Below are 15,154 nucleotides of genomic sequence, written 5' to 3'. Positions count from 1 at the left end.
GCGGGCGTCGGCGGCGTCGGGACTGCGGCGGCCGCCCCGGGGTTCGACGGCTGGCTCTCGAACACGAGCAACTACGACGCCTCGTCGACGAACGCGGCAGCGACGAGGTGGTCGTCGACGTCGGCGTACAGGGCAACAACGGGACCAACGGGTTCGGCCCCGCGGCGGTCCGGGTCGACCCCGGCACGACCATCGTCTGGGAGTGGACCGGCGACGGCTACCACAACGTCGTCGAACAGGACGGCGCCTTCGAGAGCGAGTCGACCGCCGAGGCCGGGTTCAACTTCGAGCAAACCTTCGAGGAGGAGGGCGTCGTGAAGTACTACTGTTCGCCACACGAGATGCTCGGGATGAAAGGCGTCGTCGTGGTCGGCGACCAGGAGTTCGAAGACGCCGGCGGGTCCGAGAGTAGTAGTAGCGGCCCCGACTACGGCGATTGGTTCGACGGCGTCTCGAACTTCGAGGAGACGGCCGACATGACCGGCCAGGACAGCGTGACCGTCGAAGTCGGCGTCGAGGGCAACAACGGCACGTTCGCCTTCGGGCCGCCGGCCATCAGGGTCGACCCCGGGACGACGGTCACGTGGGAGTGGACTGGACAGGGCGGCTCACACGACGTCGTCGCCGACGACGGAAGCTTCAGCAGCGACCTCGTCGGCGAGGCCGGCCACACGTTCGAACGCACCTTCGAGAGCGGCGGCGTCCACAAGTACTACTGCACCCCCCACAAGGAGATGGGGATGCGCGGTGCCGTCGTCGTTCCCGGCGGGAACGGCGGCGGTGGTGGCGACAGCGGTATCGACGCGAGCAAGTGGCTGTCGGTCGGTGGCGCGGTCGCACTCGTCGGCGGGCTGTTCGGGCTGATCGGCTTGGGGACTCACGAACACCGGAGCGGGCGGACGCAGTGAGGACGGCTCAGCTCAGCGCCTGTTCGGTCTGGTCCGGTTCCTCGGTCGTGAGTTCGTAGAGGTTCTGTCTGGCGTCCGCGAAGTAGACGTCCTCCGAGACGGCCCCCACCTCCTCGAGGCGTTCGAGCGCGTATCGGACCGTTCGAGCCGACAGCATCGACTCCTCGACGATCCCTTTCTGCGTGAGCGGTCCCTTATACTCCAGTACTTTGAAGACGAGCTTCGCGCTTGGCGGTAGATCGGTGATATCCTCCCCGTCGGACTCTGCCATCGACTGCAACCAAGAACGCCCGGGGTATAAAGATTGAGGCAACGGTTTCCCGTTACGTCCGGACAGCAGGAGGAGACGCATCGAACGAACGGCTTTTCACTTCGGGTCGTCCACGTTCGCGTATGGCAACAGAGACGGTCGACCGCCGGAGCGGCCACCACCGGAGTATGGTGGTGACGACCCTCGCATCCGTGATGGGGGTCGCTGCCGCGATGGTGGCCGAGTTCGTGCTGGCGGCATCGCCGACCGGCAACACGGGAGTCTTGGCACTGGTCGGTGCGATACTGCTCCAGTTCCCGGTCCTGCACCTCGCCGGCTTCGACGTCGAGGACTTCTCGACGAAGGACTATCTCTACGTAGTGTTCATGACGTTCTCGCTGTGGTTCGTCTCCTGGACGCTACTGCTGACCGCGGGGGCGTAGGATGTCCGAGGACAGTATCGCGGTCGTGGACCTCGACAGGTGCCAACCCGACCGCTGTAACTACGAGTGTGCGAACTTCTGCCCGCCGAACCGCTCGGGCAAGGAGTGTATCGTCACTCGCGAGGAGCGCTACGGCGACGACGAGGAGGAACACTTCGACGGCACGCCCGACCAGATATCCATCAGCGAGGAGATCTGTCTGGGCGAGTCCTGCGGTATCTGTGTGGGCAAGTGCCCCTTCGACGCCATCGAGATAATCAACCTCCCGCAGGAACTGGAGGACGACCCCGTCCACCGCTACGGGGAGAACGCCTTCGGCCTCTACGGCCTCCCCGCGCCCGAGGACGGCCGCGTCACCGGTATCCTCGGTCCCAACGGTATCGGGAAGACCACGGCGGTCCACATCCTCGCCGACGAACTCACGCCGAATCTCGGCGAATTCAACACCGAGGCAGACTGGGAGCGCGTCATCGAGCGCTACCGCGGCACCGGCCTGCAGGACTACCTACAAGCGATGCGCGACGACGAGGTGTCCGTCGCCCGCAAGCCCCAGTACGTCGACCAGATTCCCGATTCCTTCGACGGGTCGACCCGGGAACTACTGGAGGCGACCGACGAGCGCGGGGCCTTAGACGAGTTGATCGAGCGCGTCGGTATCCGCCCGGTGATCGATCAGGACATCGACACGCTGTCAGGCGGGGAACTCCAGCGGGTCGCGCTCGTGGCCACGCTGGCCCGTGACGCCGACTTCTACTTCCTCGACGAGATTACGCCCTATCTGGACATCGGTCAGCGGATGACCGCCGCGCGGCTCATCCAAGAACTGGCCGCCGACGGCGACCGCTCGATGCTGGTCGTCGAACACGACCTCGCCATTCTGGACCTGCTCGCCGACGCCCTCCACGTCGCCTACGGTGAGCCCGGGGCCTTCGGTGTCATCACCGACCCCAAGTCCACGAAAAACGGCATCAACGAGTACCTCAAGGGGTATCTGGAGAACGAGAACATGCGGATCCGGCAGGAGGCGATCACCTTCGAGGAGCACGCCCCGCGCTCGGTCACCGCCGGTGACGACGTCGTCGAGTACCCCGAACTGAAAAAGAGCTACGGCGACGGCGAGTTCTCGCTTTCGGTCGAGGCCGGAGCCATCCGCGAGAGCGAGGTGCTGGGCGTCGTCGGCCCCAACGGCATCGGGAAGTCGACGTTCGCGAAGCTACTGGCCGGCCGCCTCGAACCCGACGAGGGCCAGGTCGACGCGCGACTCGACATCGCCTACAAGCCCCAGTACATCGAGATAGACCAGCCGATGCGGGTCGACGCCTTCCTCGCGTCGATCACCGACGACTTCGGCTCCTCGTACTGGAACACCGAGATAGCCCAACCGCTGCAACTCGACGCCGTGATGGAGCAGAACCTCGACGACCTCTCGGGCGGGGAGCGCCAGCGGGTCGCCATCGCGGCCTGCCTCTCGAAGGACGCCGACCTCTACCTGATGGACGAGCCGTCGGCCCACCTCGACGTCGAACAGCGCGTGATGGCGACGACGGCCATCCGCCGCTACGCCGAGAACCACGACGCGACGGCGATGGTCATCGACCACGACATCTATATGATCGACCTGCTCAGCGACCGCCTGCTGGTGTTCGACGGCGAACCCGCCGAACACGGCCACGCGACTCAGCCACAGGGGATGCGCGAGGGGATGAACGAGTTCCTCGCCAACCTCGACATCACGTTCCGCCGGGACGAGCGCACCGGTCGCCCCCGGATCAACAAGCCCGGATCGAACCTCGACCGCGAGCAGAAACAGGCCGGCGAATATTATTACTCTCCCGAGTAAAGACTTTAGAGGGGCTCTACCGCGGTTTTTTCACCGGCTGCGAATCCCGAACTTCTACAAGGGGGTGGATTCTCTACACTGGCACGTATGGCAAGTGTCGCAGTCCTGGCGGTGCTGGCTGCCCTACCGATAGCCGTCTCGTTCGGCCTGTTGGTCGGATTGCGCTGGTCGGCCTCGAGGTCGATGGGCGTCGGGTGGGTGCTGGCGACGGTACTCGGTATCGCCTATTGGGGAATGGAGCCGACGTGGTGGGCCGGCGCGGCCATCTACGGCGCGCTACAGGCGTTCAGCATCATCCTGATCGTCTTCGGTGCCATCCTGTTGATGAACTATCTGGAGTTAGGTGGGTCGATCAGTACGATCCGCTGGCACTTCACCGGCATCGCCGAGGACCGACGGGTCCAGTTGCTGTTGATCGGTCTCGGGTTCGAGACGATCATCGAGGGCGCGGCCGGGTTCGGGACGCCCGGAGCGTTGGCGGCGCCGTTGTTGATCGGTCTCGGCTTTCCGCCACTGGGTGCGGCAGTCTTCGGCCTGTACTTCAACGCGCCCAACCCGCAGTTCGGGGCCGCGGGGACGCCCATCATCGGCGGCGTCGAAGCGGTCATCGGCGACAGCCTCCCGGCGAGCATGACGGCCTCGGAGTTCGGTGCGCTGGTCTCTCAGTGGACCGGCGTGTTCACCGGCCTCGCGTTCGCCGTCTGGGGCGTGCTGGGCATCTTCCTCCTCATCTACTGGTTCGGCGACGACGAGGAACAGTCGCTGCGCGGGGCGGCCCGCGCCACCAAACCGGTCGTCCCGTTCGCGCTCCTGATGGGTATCGTCGCCGGCGCGACCCAACTGGCCGTCGCGTGGTTCATCGGTCCGGCGCTGCCCTCCATCGCCGCCGGGTTCGCCGCCTTCGCCGTGGGCCTCGTCTTCTCCCAGCGCGGGTGGCTGATGCCCGAGGACGAGTGGACGTTTCCCGACCGGGAGGGTTGGTCGGACACGTGGCTCGGCGGGCTCTCGCTGTCGGAACTCGACAGCGGCAAGCCGACCAAGGAGATGTCGGTGCTGAAAGCGTGGACGCCGTACCTGCTGGTCGGTGCCGTCCTGCTGGTGACCCGGTGGCCCACGCTTGACCTCGTCTCGACCCTCCAGAGTTTCGAGATAGGGTTCGACGTACTGGGCTTCTCGGATCTGGCGTGGGCGCTCCAACCGCTGTATCTCCCGGGGACGATGCCGTTCATTCCGGTGGCGATACTGACGGGCGTGCTCTACGGGATGGACTTCGAGCAGACCCGTGACGCGTGGGCGGAGTCGCTCCGGCAGGTCGCGCCGGCGGCACTGACGCTGATCGTCGCCGTCTCGCTGACCCAGGTGATGATCCAGTCCGCCGAGAACACCGCCGGGTTCATCGGGATGATGTCCGCGCTCTCGCGGGCGCTGGCGTTGGCCGCCGGCGGCGCACTGCCGATAGTCGCGCCGTGGATCGGTGCCATCGGCACCTTCGTCACTGGGTCGAACACCACCTCTGACATTCTGTTCAGCGTCCTGCAGTACGACGCGGCGGCCGACGTGGGCATCTCGCGGGCGCTGGTCGTGGCCATCCAGAACGTCGGCGGCGGCGTCGGCAACCCCATCTCGGTGCTGAACGTCGCGGCCATCTGCGGGGTCGTCGGTATCTCCGGTCGGGAGGGCGACATCCTGCGGAAGACGGTCGTTCCGGCGGCGCTGTTCGCGCTCTTCGCCGGCCTCCTCGGGATGGTGCTGGTGTACGTCGTCGCGCCCAGTATCGGCGGCGTATTCTGACCGCCCGAGCGAACGAACCGACTCGCGTCGTGCGGTTTTCCGGCTGTTCCCGACGGAGCTGGCAGGGGTATTTCATAAGGCTTATGCGCGCGTTGGCAGTTTGACCGGCTAATGAGACACTGGAGGGTCCTCCGCACATGAGTCAGTGGCGAGGGCAGTTCGAGAACGAGGAGTTAGACCGGGTAGCCGGGTGGATAGAGCAGTGGTATCACGTCCCCGCGCTGGCGCTGTTGATGATCTTTATGTTCTGGTCCAGAGCGCGGACCTGGGGGAAGTTTGTCGTCGACGGCGACGTTCTCTTCCGCGGGAACGACCCCTGGTATCACCTCCGGGAGATTACCTACATCACCGAGAACTTCCCGGCAACGATGCCCTACGACGTGTGGACGCGCTTCCCGACGGGAACGAGCGTGAGCCAGTTCGGGACCATCTTCGACCAGGTGGTCGCGACGGTCGCGATGGTCGTCGGCCTCGGGAACCCGAGCGAGAACACCATCGCGATGGTGTTGCTGTTCACGCCGGCAGCCGTCGGCGCCCTGATCGCAATCCCGACGTACTACCTCGGGAAGCGACTCGGCGGGCGCTTCAGCGGCATCGTCGCCGTCCTGATCCTCGCGCTCGCCTCGGGCGAGTTGCTCTCCCGCAGCCTCGTCGGGTTCGCCGACCACCACGTCGCCGAGGCGTTCACGCAGGCGCTCGCGGTGCTCGGCGTCGTCGTCGCACTACAGGTCGCCGACCGGGAGAAGCCGGTCTGGGAACTCGTCGTCGACCGCGACATCGCGGCGCTCCGCCGGCCTATCGGCTACGCGGCGCTGGCCGGCGTCGGCATCGCGCTGTACGTGACGACGTGGCCGCCCGGCGTCCTCCTCGTCGGTATCCTCGGCCTGTACTTCACGATTCAGCTTATCGTCAACTACCTCCGCGACGACAGCCCCGAACACGTCGCTTTCGCCGGTGTCGTTATGTTCACTGTCGCGGGACTGTTGCTCGTCTCGACCATCGAGCAGTTGGGCGTCGGGACGGTGCAGTTCTCGCTGCTCCAGCCGGGACTGGCCTTCGCGGGCGCGGTCTGGTGTGGCTTTCTCGCGTGGCTCTCCCGGGAGTGGGACGAGCGTGAGCTTCCGGCGTGGACGTACCCGGTTCCGGCGCTCGCGCTCGTCGGCGCACTGCTCGGGGTTATCGCCGTCGCTCTCCCCGACACCTTCGGGTTCCTCGTCAACAACATCAGCCGCGTGCTCGTGCCCGGATCGACCGGGGGCGCGGCCGGGACCGTCGCCGAGGTCCAGCCGCTGCCGTTCGAGGACGCGCCGGACGCGCTGTTCAACTGGTACGGTCTCGCGCCGGTCATCGCCGCCGCGGGCATCCTGCTAGCCATCGCACGGCAGGCCACCACGCGGGAATCCCGTTCGGAGTTGCTGTTCGTCTCGCTGTGGCTGGTCATCATCATGCTGGCCACGCTGACCCAGCAGCGGTTCGCCTACTACCTGACGGTGCCCGTCGCCGCGCTGTCGGCGTACGTCGTCGGCATCGCCTTTCGACAGATCACCAACCTCTCGACCGACGCCGAGATAGAGACCTATCAGGTGTTGGCGGTCCTGACGGTGCTGATGATCGTCACCGTCCCGGTGTTGGCCGCAGCGGACTCGAACGCGCTGGCCGCCTCGAACGAGTCGGCCAACGGGCCGGGCGGCGGCATCCAGGGCTGGCACGACAGCCTCCAGTGGATGGACAACAACACGCCCACGCAGGGTAACTTCGCCGGGGCCGGCAACTCGTTCGGCCCCTACGACACGGTGAGCAAGACCGACGACTACCAGTATCCCAACGGGAGCTACGGTGTGCTGTCGTGGTGGGACTACGGTCACTGGATCACCGTCGACGGCAACCGGACGCCGGTCGCCAACCCGTTCCAGGACAACGCACAGGAGGCCGCACAGTTCCTCCTCGCACAGAACGAGAGCCGGGCAGACGAGGTCCTGAGCAACTTGAGTGACGGACAGAACCGCGACGTCCGGTACTTCATGGTCGACTGGCAGATGGCGACTGCCGGGTCTTACGGGAAGTTCTTCGCGCCGCCGGCGTTCGTCGACGGCGTCTCGACGGACACCTACTACCGCGAGGTGCTCGGACTGGACGTCGCGACTGGCCGAGTCGGCGTCCCGATAAACGTCCACAAGCAGGCCTACTACGAGACGATGGTGACGCGCCTGTACCGCTATCACGGCAGCGCACAGGACGCGGTCCCCATCGTGACCAACTGGGAGGAGACGCGACTGCGAACGCAGGACAACGAGACGAGCCAACGGCTCACGACACCGACGAGCGAAGGAACGCCGTTCGTCAATATCTCCTACACCAATATGTCACAGGCCCGGGCCGCGGCCGAGGGCGAGAACTCACAGGTTGGCGGTATCGGTCGGTACCCCGAACAGCGCGTCCCGGCGCTGACGGAGTATCGACTCGTCCAAGCCAGCGAGCGCAACTCCGGACCGTTCCGCTCGATACAGCCCGGCCTGCGACAGCTGCTCGGTGCCGGCTTCCAGATCCCGGGACTGAACAACCGGATCACGAGCCTCTTCGCCGAGCAACACCCGCGCTGGGTGAAGGTGTTCGAACGGGTCCCCGGTGCGACCGTCGAGGGGACCGGCCCCGCCGGTGAGAACATCACCGCGAGGGTCCAGATGGAGATTCCCAGCGCCAACTCGACGTTCACCTACACCCAGCGGGCACAGGCCGACGAGGACGGGAACTTCGAGATGACGCTCCCGTACTCGACGACGGGCGAGAGCAACTACGGGCCCGAACAGGGCTACACGAACACCAGCGTCCGCGCGACCGGCCCCTACGAGTTCGCCCGTCTCGAGACCATCGGCGGCGGACTGGAGCGGCCGACTCACAATGCAACGGCCAACGTCTCCGAGGCGCAGGTCATCGGCGAGGACCCCGAACCCGTCGAGGTCGAACTGACCGAGATAGAGACGTCGACCGGCGACAACGGAACCGACGGCAGTGGTGACGGGTCGACCGGCGACGGATCGACCGGCGGCGAGAACACCTCCGAGAGCAACGACCTCCCGGCGCCGACGACCGAGTCGGTGGCACGCCCCGAGTGAGATGGCGAGTGACACCCGCGACGAGGCGCGAACCGTCGTCGGCGCGTCCGTCTACGCGTGGGTGTCCGTGTATCTCAAGGGCTTTCTGATGGGATCGGCGGACTCGGTGCCGGGCGTCTCCGGCGGCACCATCGCCTTCATCCTCGGTATCTACGAGCGACTGATCACGGCCATCGCGGAACTTGACCCGCGGGCGCTGGGTCACATCCCGCGGCTTCACCGCGCGGAGGGCCGCCGGGCGCTGTTCGAGGACCTACTGGAGATGGACGTGCCATTCCTCGCCGTCCTCGGCATCGGCCTCGCCAGCGCCGTCGTGGTCGTCTCCCGGGCCGTCCACGCGGCGCTGTCGGCCGAGCGAGCGCTGACGTTCGCGTTCTTTTTCGGTCTGATCGGGGCCTCGGTCGTCGTCTTCCGCGATCAGGTTTCGCTGGACAGCCCCGGCCGGATCGGCGCGGCAGTCGCGGGCTTCGGGCTGGCGTTCGTCGTCTCGGGCATCACGACCGGGAGCGACATCCCCCACGCCCTGCCGGTGATATTCGTCGCCGGTATCGTCGCCATCTCGGCGATGATCCTCCCCGGCGTCTCGGGGGCGTTCTTCCTGCTGTTGCTCGGGCAGTACGAGTACCTCTCGGGCGTCCTGAAATCGTTCGTCGACGAGGCCATCGCGCTGGTGCTGGGCAACGCGACGCTGTCGTCCGTGCTAGAACCGATGGTCGTCGTCGCCACGTTCGGCGTCGGCGCGGTGCTGGGCGTCCTCTCGCTGGCCCGCGTGATCCGACGGGCGCTTGACACCTATCGACGGGCGACGCTGGCCTTTCTGGTGAGTCTGATGGCCGGCGCGCTCCGCCTGCCGGCCGAGGAGATAGCCGCGAACACCGACACGCTGGGACCGGTTTCGGTCGGTGGCCTCCTCGCCGCGATACTCGTCGGCGGCGCGCTCGTCCTCGTGTTGGACCGCTACACCGCCTCGATGGAGTACTGACGGAGCCAAGCAGACACACTGAAGGCCCTCGGCGGTGGACGGTTGTCCAATGAGTTCGTTCAGACGGGCGCTCTCCCGCGGCGTCTTCGCCGCCGTCGCCGTCGTGGTCCTCGCCATCGGCTACCTCCAAGGCCGCTACCAGCGCCTCGCGCTCTCCGTCGGACCCCTCGACGTCAACACCGTCGAGGCCGTCTTCTCGGCGCTGACGCTGGCCGGCTTCTTCGTAGTATCTGGGACCCTGTTCCTCTACGACCGCCGGGTCGACCGCGACCCCGCAGCGACCACCGACGGCGGGTCAGTCGCCGCAATCGTCCCGGTCTACCACGATGCCGACGTGCTCCACCGGAGCGTCGAGAGCCTGCTGGCCGGCGCGTACGACGACCTGACGGTCTGGATCGTTCCCGAACCGGACGACACCGAGAGCCGCGAGCGGGCGAGTGAACTGGCGGCCGAGGACGACCGGGTCGAGGTGCTGGTCAACGACAAGCATCCCGGGTCGAAGGCGGGCGCGATCAACTACGCCGTCTCGGTGACCGACAGCGATCACGTCGCGGTGTTCGACGCCGACGAGGTTGTCGACCCGCAGTTTTTGTCGACGGCCGTGGCGAAACTCGACGACGCCGACCTCGTGCAGGGCCGGACCATCCCCGAACCGACGGGGTTCGTCGAGTCGGTCGCCTACGTCGAGTCCATCCTGTTGAACTTCGTCGCCCAGCGCTTCCTGTATTTCCTGACGGATTTCCGCCTCGCCGCGAGTCGCGCGGTCGTGATGACCCGTGAGGGGTTCCGCCGGACGGAGGGCTACCACACCGAGATGCTGACCGAGGACTTCGAGTTCGCCCACCGCTGTTACAAACACGACCTCACGGTCGTCGAGCAACTGGCGGCCCCCTCGAAGATAGAAGCCGCCCACAGTCTGCGGGACTGGTGGGGCCAGCGCAAGCGCTGGATGACCGGCTACGCGCAGGCTTCACACTACCTCCTCGGAGACATCCGGCCGCTGCGTGAGCTCCGAAACCCCATCTCGGCGATCATCGGGGCCGGGACGGTCGGCGCGAGCCTCTTTATGCTGTCGCTGGTGCCGAAGTTCGTCGTCCTCGCACAGGTCGGCGCGTGGTGGCTGATCGCCGCGACGCTCTCGTTGCTGTTTGCCATCACGCTCGCCGTCCAGAGACAGGACTACCGCGGCGGCCTCGTCGACTCCGTCGGGTGGAGTTGGCTGGTCGTTCCGTTCGTCTTCCCGCTGTACAGCCTCGTCGCCATCAAGGGGACCATCGACTACCTCGTCTCGTGGGAGGGCGAGTGGTACAGCGTCGTCAAGACCGGGGCCACCGAGGCCGACTGACGCTCAGCAGTTATAGAGGTCGCCGTACTTCCCGGCGACGTACTCGAGGAAGTAGTCGGCTGTCAGCCCCTCGCCGGTCGCGCGTTCGATCAACTCGTCGGTCTCGTAGCGCGCGCCGTGGCGATGGACGTGCTCCCGGAGCCACTCCGCCAGCGCGTCGAACTCGCCGGTTCTGATGTCCTCGTCGAGGTCACCGAGGTCGTCCTCGGCGGCGGCGAACAACTGGGCGGCCAGCACGCTCCCCAGTGAGTACGTCGGGAAGTAACCGAAACTCCCGTGGCTCCAGTGGATGTCCTGTAGACACCCCTCGGCGTCGGTCTCGGGCCGGAGCCCGAGGTACTGCTCGTACTTGTCGTTCCACACCTCGGGCACGTCGGCCACGTCGAGGTCGCCCGAGATGAGTTCCCGCTCTATCTCGAAGCGGACGACGATGTGCATGTGGTAGGTGAGTTCGTCCGCTTCGACGCGAATCAGGTTGTCGTCGTAGACGCGGTTGGCGGCCCGATAGAGGGTCTCGGGGTCGGCGTCGTCCAAGTCCTCGAAGTGGGCGTCGAGGTCATCGGCGACGAGGTCCCAGAACGGCTCCGAGCGGCCGACGTGGTTCTCCCAGAGGCGCGACTGGGACTCGTGGACCGAGAGGTCCCGGTCCTCGCCCAGCGGCGTCCCGTAGGCCTCGCGGGGGAGGCCGAGGCTGTAGAAGGCGTGGCCGAACTCGTGGATGGTCGCCGTCAGCGCGCCCAGCGGGTCGTCCTCGTCGAAGCGCGTCGTGATCCGGGAGTCGTACTGGGTGCCGGAGGTGAAGGGGTGACTGGAGACGTCGAGGCGGCCGTGCTCCCAGTCGTAGCCGAGGCGGTCGAGGATGTCCCGCGAGAGCGCTTCCTGATCGTCCTCGGGGAAGGTGCCGTCGGCGAACGGCCGGGGTTGCTCGACGCCGCTGTCGCCGATGTCGTCGATGAGCGGGACCAACTCCTCGCGCAGGCGAGTGAGGACTCGCTCGGCGGTGTCGAGGTCGACGTAGGGCTCGTAGTCCTCGAACAGGACCGCGTAGGGGTCCCTGTCGGGGTCGATGTGCTCGGCGTACTCGCGTTTGAGTTCGATCAACTCCTCCAGAATCGGTGCGAACGTCTCGAAGTCGTCCTCGGCTTTGGCCTGTTCCCACATCTCCAAGGCCTCCGAGGATTTCGCGGATATCTCCTCGACGAGGGCCTGCGGGACGGCGTCGGCCCGGCGGTACTGCCGGCGTATCTCCCGGACGACGGCGGCCTGTTCGTCGGTCAACTCGGCGTCGTCCAGTTCCTCGAGGGCCTCGGCCACGGCGTCGTCGGTCAGCAGTTCGTGCTGGAGGCCCGACAGCGTCGATAGCTGCTGGCCGCGGGCCGGCGCGCCCCCTTCGGGCATCGTGACCTGCTGGTCCCACGAGAGCAGGCCCGAGGCGGCCTCGACGTTTGCCACTCGCTGGTACTGTTCTAGCAACGTCGTGTAGGCGTCTGGTGCCGCGTCCGCGTCCTCAGTCGTCGCCATAGGCGGGCGTTAGACCCCGGCCCTAATAGACCTGTGGCGGCGAGCGCTCACTCCGCGAAGTAACTGGTGAAGAACCCGGAGAGAAACGACGACACCGCGACCGCGAGGGCCATATCCGAGAGGTCCCACGGGCCGTCGTCGTCGTCGGCCATCACGACGGTCACGACGACGCTGATCACGAGCGAGACGATACCGTTCAGTAGGTGTTTGCCGAATCCCATATCGGCCATACGGGCTGGTCCCCCTCTACCCTTTTGCCGCGCCGGACGGGGCCGGTCGGCCAAAGGCACAAACCGCGGGCGGCCGTCGGTCCCGGTATGCACGGACCCGAGACGTTCGACCTCGGCGGCGAACAGACCATCCACCGGCTGGGCTACGGCGCGATGCGCATCACCGGCGAGGACATCATCGGCCCGCCCGAGGACGAGGACGCGGCGAAGGAGGTCCTCCGGCGGGCCGTCGAGTTGGGCGTCGACTTCGTCGACACCGCCGACTCCTACGGCCCCGGCGTCAGCGAGCGCCTGATCCGCGAGGGGCTGGCACCCTACCCGGAGGACCTCGTCGTCGCCACGAAGGGCGGACTCCTCCGAAACACCGAGGGCGACTGGCTCCCCCACGGCGACCCGGACTACCTCCGCAACGCCGTCCTCGCCAGCCGTGACCGCCTCGGCGTCGAGACCATCGACCTCTATCAGCTTCACCGCCCCGACCCGGACACACCCTTCGAGGACTCCGTCCACGCGCTCGCGGAGATGCGCGACGAGGGCCTGATAGCCCACGTCGGCCTCAGTAACGTCTCCGTCGAGCAACTGGAGACGGCCCGGGACATCGTCGAGATAGCGACGGTCCAGAACCAGTACAACGTGGGCAACCGCGAGGACGAGGACGTGCTGAACGCCTGCGAGGAGTACGGTGTCGGCTTCATCCCGTGGTTCCCGCTCGGTGCCGGGACCCTCGGCGAGAAAGCCGACGTACTCGACGACGTGGCGGCCGCCCACGACGCCACGCGCCGGCAGGTCGCGCTGGCGTGGCTGTTACATCACTCCCCGGTGACGCTGCCGATTCCGGGGACCAGCAGCGTCGAGCACTTAGCGGAGAACGTCGCCGCCGCCGAGATAGCCCTGACCGACGACCAGTACGCGCGACTCAGCGAGTGAGGCGGTAGCCGTCGTCGGTTTCGTTCACGATATCGAAGACGACCGCCCACGCAAGCAGTCGCTCAGTCCGGTCGCGCCACGTCGACTCCCATTCCGGGTCGCGGTTGCGCTCCCACTGCGGGACGACGCTTCGTGTGCGCTCGAAGGCCGAGTCGGCGGTGAGCGGACCCGCGGCCGACAGCGCGTCGAGTACCTCGGGCGCGCCGAGGACGTTCTCGCGGAACGATGCGGCGAGCGAAGCCGTCTCGGGCATCTCGGTGTCGCGGTAGTAAGCGTCGCCGTCGCGGGCGGCCGCGGAGACGGCGACGAGGAAGGCGAGCCACGACCGGGCGCTGTTGCGGTCCGGTACGTCGGCGCGTTCTATCAGCCGGCGACAGCAGTCGTCGGTACTGCCGGGGACCAGCGGGAGGGCCTCCCGGACCGCCCGGAGACCGGCCAGCCCCCGGACTGGCGGCACCGGCTTCGTGCGCATCAGTCCTCGAAGCTCTCGGCGAGGACGTCCTCGTGAGTCTCGCCGACGGTGTAGGTCGACCCGCCGCGGACGTCGATGGTGACTTGGGCGGGCGCGAAGACGCTGGTGTCTATCTCCGCCATCTCCCAGTCGACGGATTCGAAGACGTCGGCCATCGGGTCGCCGTAGGTGTCGGCGGCCGTCGAGGCCACCTCCTCGAAGCGGTCGAACTCGGACTCGACGGTGAGGTGGGCGCGGCCGCCGTAGGCGAGTGCGTCCGTTGTCGCGGCCATCGCGGCGTCCTCGCTGTCGGCGACGGGCGCGACTGGCGCGCGGCCGTGAGCCGAGAGGATGTCGAGCGGGTCATAACCCAGTTCCGAGAGGCGGAAGGTGGCGAGTTCGGCCGCTCGGGCAGCGGCGTTGACGCTCCCGGTGATGGAGGCGCTGGCGTAGGCCGGCAGGAAGACGCCGCTCTCGGGGACGCCGGCCATCTCGGCGACCTGTGCGGCGACGGCCTCGTCGGGCAACTGGTCGCTCTCGATAGCGAGGACGGCGAAGTCGAACTCCTCGCGGTAGCCCAGTCGGCCGAACTCCTCCTCCTCGGCGACGAGGGCGCGGGCCGGTCCGCTGCCCAGTCCCTCGAACTCCTCGGTCGTGACCTCCCAGCCGGCCTTCTGACTGCCCAGTAGGGCCAGTCCGGGGTAATCAGTCGACAGTTCGACGTGGGTCCGCGGGGTGCCGGCCACCTCGCCCAGATTCGACTGGACGGTGGCGAGGCCGGCGGTCTGTATCTCCGCGAGCATCAGGCCCGCCTCGACGCCGCCGGGCGTCCCGACGCCGAAGTCCACCACCGTCGCCTCCGTCTCTAGCTGTCCGACCTCCAGTGTCAACTCCTCGGCGAAGTCGATGGCCTCGTCGACCAGATCCGTCGCCATACGGTTGAGCGCTTCCATACTCCCGGTGTCGGCCGCCCGATTCTTACACTTTCGCACTCGGGCGGTCCAGCACTGGAGGGGCGGAAAGCGACGACGAACGGATATGTCCGTCTCGGGAGTAGAACGTCCGTCACGGGAGAACAAACCGACCGAGGATGTCGGCGTTGGTTGTGTCAACCACAAGAATTTATACGGTAGTCGTTAGATAAGCGTTGTATGAGTCAGGATAGAGGGGACTCTTTGACGCGACGAACAGCGCTGAAATCGGGTGCGGCGACGGCGGGCCTCCTCGCGGCAGGGTCGTTGTCGGGGTGTAGTTCCATTCCGTTTCTCGGTGGGGCGGGCTACACCGAGTGGGTGCCGGCACCCGCCGAGTACAAGGACACCGAGTCACTGACCTTCGGCTACTCGAACCCCA

Annotated in this window: 13 protein-coding genes and 1 pseudogene; 9 read left to right on the top strand and 5 right to left on the bottom strand. The window is 66.8% G+C overall.

All coding sequences use genetic code 11. From position 1 onward, the window contains the following. The coding region (locus GJ629_RS09015; protein ID WP_231754567.1) for a halocyanin domain-containing protein at positions 1–908 on the top strand (908 nt) is incomplete at its 5' end. Between the two features lie 7 nt (positions 909–915). Here GJ629_RS09015 and GJ629_RS09010 read toward each other — a convergent pair. Continuing rightward, positions 916–1,179, bottom strand: coding sequence for a helix-turn-helix domain-containing protein (locus GJ629_RS09010; RefSeq protein ID WP_157512677.1), 264 nt, complete (start codon positions 1,177–1,179; stop codon positions 916–918). Between the two features lie 122 nt (positions 1,180–1,301). On the opposite strand from GJ629_RS09010, the gene GJ629_RS09005 reads away from it, so the two are divergent. The 6 genes from GJ629_RS09005 to GJ629_RS08980 all read left to right on the top strand — a co-directional run bounded on the left by GJ629_RS09005 (position 1,302) and on the right by GJ629_RS08980 (position 10,672). Continuing rightward, on the top strand, positions 1,302–1,601 hold the full coding sequence (locus tag GJ629_RS09005; RefSeq protein WP_157512676.1) for a hypothetical protein: 300 nt from the start codon (positions 1,302–1,304) through the stop codon (positions 1,599–1,601). A gap of 1 nt (position 1,602) precedes the next feature. Continuing rightward, entirely contained in the window at positions 1,603–3,441 is a 1,839-nt protein-coding gene (locus GJ629_RS09000; RefSeq protein ID WP_157512675.1) for a ribosome biogenesis/translation initiation ATPase RLI, read from the top strand. An 87-nt stretch (positions 3,442–3,528) separates the two neighbouring features. Next, positions 3,529–5,232, top strand: a complete 1,704-nt coding sequence (locus tag GJ629_RS08995; protein ID WP_157512674.1) for an L-lactate permease — start codon at positions 3,529–3,531, stop codon at positions 5,230–5,232. A 137-nt stretch (positions 5,233–5,369) separates the two neighbouring features. Next, on the top strand, positions 5,370–8,345 hold the full coding sequence (locus GJ629_RS08990; protein WP_157512673.1) for an oligosaccharyl transferase, archaeosortase A system-associated: 2,976 nt from the start codon (positions 5,370–5,372) through the stop codon (positions 8,343–8,345). Between the two features lies 1 nt (position 8,346). Next, positions 8,347–9,327 (top strand): DUF368 domain-containing protein, encoded by a 981-nt coding sequence (locus GJ629_RS08985; RefSeq protein WP_157512672.1) that lies wholly within the window; start codon positions 8,347–8,349, stop codon positions 9,325–9,327. A 49-nt stretch (positions 9,328–9,376) separates the two neighbouring features. After that, positions 9,377–10,672: a glycosyltransferase family 2 protein gene (locus GJ629_RS08980; protein ID WP_157512671.1), complete on the top strand. Its 1,296-nt coding sequence runs from the start codon at positions 9,377–9,379 to the stop codon at positions 10,670–10,672. Between the two features lie 3 nt (positions 10,673–10,675). Here GJ629_RS08980 and GJ629_RS08975 read toward each other — a convergent pair whose 3' ends face one another. Continuing rightward, complete coding sequence (locus GJ629_RS08975; protein WP_157512670.1) at positions 10,676–12,193, bottom strand: carboxypeptidase M32; 1,518 nt, start codon at positions 12,191–12,193, stop codon at positions 10,676–10,678. A gap of 47 nt (positions 12,194–12,240) precedes the next feature. Further along, on the bottom strand, positions 12,241–12,423 hold the full coding sequence (locus GJ629_RS08970) for a hypothetical protein (protein WP_157512669.1): 183 nt from the start codon (positions 12,421–12,423) through the stop codon (positions 12,241–12,243). A gap of 87 nt (positions 12,424–12,510) precedes the next feature. Between GJ629_RS08970 and GJ629_RS08965 the strand changes: the two genes are divergently transcribed. Further along, positions 12,511–13,350 carry an aldo/keto reductase gene (locus GJ629_RS08965; protein WP_157512668.1) on the top strand — a complete coding sequence of 280 codons (840 nt, stop codon included), beginning with the start codon at positions 12,511–12,513 and terminating at the stop codon, positions 13,348–13,350. Here GJ629_RS08965 and GJ629_RS08960 read toward each other — a convergent pair. Together GJ629_RS08960 and mch are read right to left on the bottom strand one after the other, a co-directional pair. Beyond that, positions 13,340–13,822: a hypothetical protein gene (locus GJ629_RS08960; protein ID WP_157512667.1), complete on the bottom strand. Its 483-nt coding sequence runs from the start codon at positions 13,820–13,822 to the stop codon at positions 13,340–13,342. The two genes, GJ629_RS08965 and GJ629_RS08960, sit on opposite strands and share 11 nt — an antisense overlap. Next, complete coding sequence (gene mch, locus GJ629_RS08955) at positions 13,822–14,754, bottom strand: methenyltetrahydromethanopterin cyclohydrolase (protein WP_157512666.1); 933 nt, start codon at positions 14,752–14,754, stop codon at positions 13,822–13,824. The genes GJ629_RS08960 and mch overlap by 1 nt, the downstream gene beginning before the upstream one ends. Positions 14,755–14,952: 198 nt before the next feature. On the opposite strand from mch, the pseudogene GJ629_RS08950 reads away from it, so the two are divergent. Continuing rightward, positions 14,953–15,154: pseudogene (locus GJ629_RS08950) on the top strand (hypothetical protein); the annotation flags it as partial.

The organism is Halapricum sp. CBA1109 (assembly GCF_009741825.1).
In the GTDB taxonomy this organism is placed as follows: Archaea; Halobacteriota; Halobacteria; order Halobacteriales; family Haloarculaceae; genus Halapricum.
The sequence above is the reverse complement of the archived record's forward strand: the minus strand, read 5'-3'. Positions and strand labels throughout refer to the sequence as shown.

Coding starts and splice junctions, on each gene's coding strand:
- GJ629_RS08980 (WP_157512671.1), top strand. CDS start 9,377: ATGAGTTCGTTCAGACGGGCGCTCTCCCGCGGCGTCTTCGCCGCCGTC.
- GJ629_RS08975 (WP_157512670.1), bottom strand. CDS start 12,193: ATGGCGACGACTGAGGACGCGGACGCGGCACCAGACGCCTACACGACG.
- GJ629_RS09000 (WP_157512675.1), top strand. CDS start 1,603: ATGTCCGAGGACAGTATCGCGGTCGTGGACCTCGACAGGTGCCAACCC.
- GJ629_RS09005 (WP_157512676.1), top strand. CDS start 1,302: ATGGCAACAGAGACGGTCGACCGCCGGAGCGGCCACCACCGGAGTATG.
- GJ629_RS08985 (WP_157512672.1), top strand. CDS start 8,347: ATGGCGAGTGACACCCGCGACGAGGCGCGAACCGTCGTCGGCGCGTCC.
- GJ629_RS09010 (WP_157512677.1), bottom strand. CDS start 1,179: ATGGCAGAGTCCGACGGGGAGGATATCACCGATCTACCGCCAAGCGCG.
- GJ629_RS08970 (WP_157512669.1), bottom strand. CDS start 12,423: ATGGCCGATATGGGATTCGGCAAACACCTACTGAACGGTATCGTCTCG.
- mch (WP_157512666.1), bottom strand. CDS start 14,754: ATGGAAGCGCTCAACCGTATGGCGACGGATCTGGTCGACGAGGCCATC.
- GJ629_RS08990 (WP_157512673.1), top strand. CDS start 5,370: ATGAGTCAGTGGCGAGGGCAGTTCGAGAACGAGGAGTTAGACCGGGTA.
- GJ629_RS08960 (WP_157512667.1), bottom strand. CDS start 13,822: ATGCGCACGAAGCCGGTGCCGCCAGTCCGGGGGCTGGCCGGTCTCCGG.
- GJ629_RS08995 (WP_157512674.1), top strand. CDS start 3,529: ATGGCAAGTGTCGCAGTCCTGGCGGTGCTGGCTGCCCTACCGATAGCC.
- GJ629_RS08965 (WP_157512668.1), top strand. CDS start 12,511: ATGCACGGACCCGAGACGTTCGACCTCGGCGGCGAACAGACCATCCAC.